This is a genomic window from Xanthovirga aplysinae (assembly GCF_009711365.1).
In the GTDB taxonomy this organism is placed as follows: Bacteria; Bacteroidota; Bacteroidia; order Cytophagales; family Cyclobacteriaceae; genus Xanthovirga; species Xanthovirga aplysinae.
Window position 1 is genome coordinate 1 of record NZ_SMMB01000613.1, and the last position, 2,712, is coordinate 2,712.

General features: G+C 35.7%; 2 protein-coding genes. Both read left to right on the plus strand.

The window, feature by feature from the left end:
* The coding region (locus E1171_RS03280) for a murein L,D-transpeptidase catalytic domain family protein (protein WP_155204042.1) at positions 1–640 on the plus strand (640 nt) is incomplete at its 5' end.
* A gap of 312 nt (positions 641–952) precedes the next feature.
* Positions 953–2,620, plus strand: a complete 1,668-nt coding sequence (locus E1171_RS03285) for a L,D-transpeptidase family protein (protein ID WP_155204044.1) — start codon at positions 953–955, stop codon at positions 2,618–2,620.
* Positions 2,621–2,712: the final 92 nt, after the last annotated feature.

The following is a 2,712-nucleotide window of genomic DNA, read 5'->3' on the forward strand; positions in this document are numbered from 1 at the left end:
AAGAAAAGAAAATAAAAATCATACAACAGACACCGAAAGTCTGGATTTGGATGAAATATCCGTCAAAGGTCTTTTTAAACAAATTAATGACAATGAATTAAACTATCAATCTTTTAAGTGGGCTTATAAAGGCTGGAAAAGTCTAAAAGAAAAGGATATTGATTTTAAGGGGAATATCCTTACTATTATTGATTTCTCAAAGCCATCTGACCAAAAGCGATTTTTTGTGATTGATTTGAGGAAGGCAAAGATTGTTTATAAAAGTCTGGTGGCTCACGGAAGAAATTCAGGCCTAAAAATGGCCACAGAATTTTCCAATATTCCTCAATCCCTTCAAAGTAGTCTTGGATTGTTTCTTACTGCAGAAACCTACTTTGGTAAACATGGTCTATCTCTGCGGTTGGATGGTTTGGAGGAAGGAATAAATGATAATGCCCGAAGGAGGTTAATTGTTATACATTCTGCCGATTATGCGGAAAGCAGCTTTGTACAGAGATTTGGCCGTCTGGGGCGCAGCTTTGGTTGTCCGGCTCTGCCAAAGAAAGATTATAAGAAGGTGATAGATAGGATAAAGGATAAATCCGCTCTGTATATTTATGCTCCGAGCGACGAATATGTTCAGAAATCAGATTTAATTTAATGAATTAAGGGTTGGTAAAGGAAATTATAGATAAGTAAAATAGAATCCCCAAACCTTAAAAAGTAAGATTCAATTTTTTAATGCTTAATGATAATGTAATTTAAGGGGGTATCTTTTCATTTTTTCTAGGGTCGGTTATTTCAGCTCGTTATAGGATTTCCTTTTAAGTTTTTTCCACTATTTTTTTTGTGGAATCCTCTTTTTTCGTTTCGACTTTTCAATTCCTTCTCCATTTTTTCGGGAGGTCATTGGGATGTATTTCTGATTTCCAGTTGTTATTTTATTAAAGTTTTTTGCGCTTTAAGCGCGGTGATGATGAAAGTGTGGATCGTAGGTTTGCTTATCTCCGGGCTTCTCAATATTTTTTCTGCCCAACCAGTTTTAAACACAACAGACCAGGAGGAAGGTTTTTCTGCCGATTACAAAAAATCTACCTGGTATTTACAAAAATTATTAAAGAATCAGGTGGAACGCCTTTCGCGAAATGTCCCATTGGAGATTGAAGGCAAAAAGATTACTTCGGCGAATGTAATTCCTCACTTTTACCAGTCGAGAGATTATCATTTAGCATGGAATTTCCCTGAAGACCTGAATCAGCTCATTGAATGTATAAAAACTATTGATCATGATGGTTTGCTTCCTGAAGATTATTATTTGGAAATTCTTTTAAAAAGGATAGCTAAAAGAGATCAATTGTCTCCAGTTCAAAAAGTTGAGTTGGACCTGATGTTGACTGATGCTGCTTTTTTAATGGCTCTTCATCTGAAAAAGGGGAAGTTACAAAAGAAAACACTGGTGCCCCGCACCAAATATGAGGAAGAGTTTAGTAAGGGAACCCCAAATTTTTTATTTGAAGGTCTTCAAAATCACCAAGTAAAACAGGCGCTGCTTTCTCAAAGGCCAAAACATTCCTTTTATCAGAAAACGGTAAAAGGAATTGAGGAATACCAGAGAATTCAAAAAAACAAAAAAGACTGGTCTGCTATTCCATTTAGAAGGGAATTAAAAAAAGGGGATACAACTGAAATTGTTCAACTGGTTAGAGAAAGACTTACCTTGTTGAACTTCTATTTATTTGAACCTGAATTCCAATCTTTTTATTTTGATGAATCTTTGGAAAGGGCAGTCAAGAAATTTCAATCCAACCATGGTCTTCAAGCAAACGGAGTAATCGGGAAATCAACAATTGAAGCCTTAAATGTAACTCCCAAAAAACGTCTTCAGGCTTTGAAAGTTAATTTGGAGCGCCTTCGTTGGTTGAGTGAAGACTTAACACCAAATATGTTGTTGGTGAATGAGGCAGGTTTTCAACTGTTCTTATTTTTGGATGGTAAAAGAAGGTTAAAATCGAAGATAATTATTGGCAGAACTTATTTGAGAAGCCCTGAAGTTCAATCTCGACTTGAATATATTGAATACTACCCTTACTGGCACGTCCCTCGATCAATCACCAAAAACGAAATCCTCCCTCAAGTGAAGAAAAACCCTTCTTATTTGAGTAGACATAGAATGTCCCTGCTAGATTATAATGGGAATGTCGTTAATCCTTCCAAAGTGGATTTTAATCAGTACAGTGGTGGGAATTTCCCTTTTATCATTCGACAACGACCAGGTTCTTCTAATGCTTTGGGTTTGGTAAAATTTATCTTTCCGAACTCATATAATGTTTATTTACACGATACACCTAATAAGCGCTTATTTGAAAAAGAAAATCGTGCTTTCAGTCATGGGTGTATACGGGTTGAAGATGCTCTTTACATGTCCGAAATTTTATTGGATAAAACCAATGGGAAAGGGTTAACGATTGATGATATTCTCGAAGAGGGAAAAACAGTTCGATATTATTTTGAGCAGGATGTTGCTGTTTTATTGGTTTATTTTACAGCTTTCTCGGATGAAAAGGGGAACCTTTTGTTTCATCCCGATGTGTACAAACGGGATCGAGCCATTCGTTCTGCATTGAATAGAAGGATGCGATGATTCATAAAGGCAAATGAAATAAGTGTTGTTTTATCAGCTAATTTATGCCAAATCCTATAAAAATTCGGTTCATGTTTTAAACTTTTAAAATT

Bases quoted from the DNA above. Each gene is read 5' to 3' on its own strand.
- E1171_RS03285 (WP_155204044.1), top strand. From the start codon at position 953: ATGATGAAAGTGTGGATCGTAGGTTTGCTTATCTCCGGGCTTCTCAAT.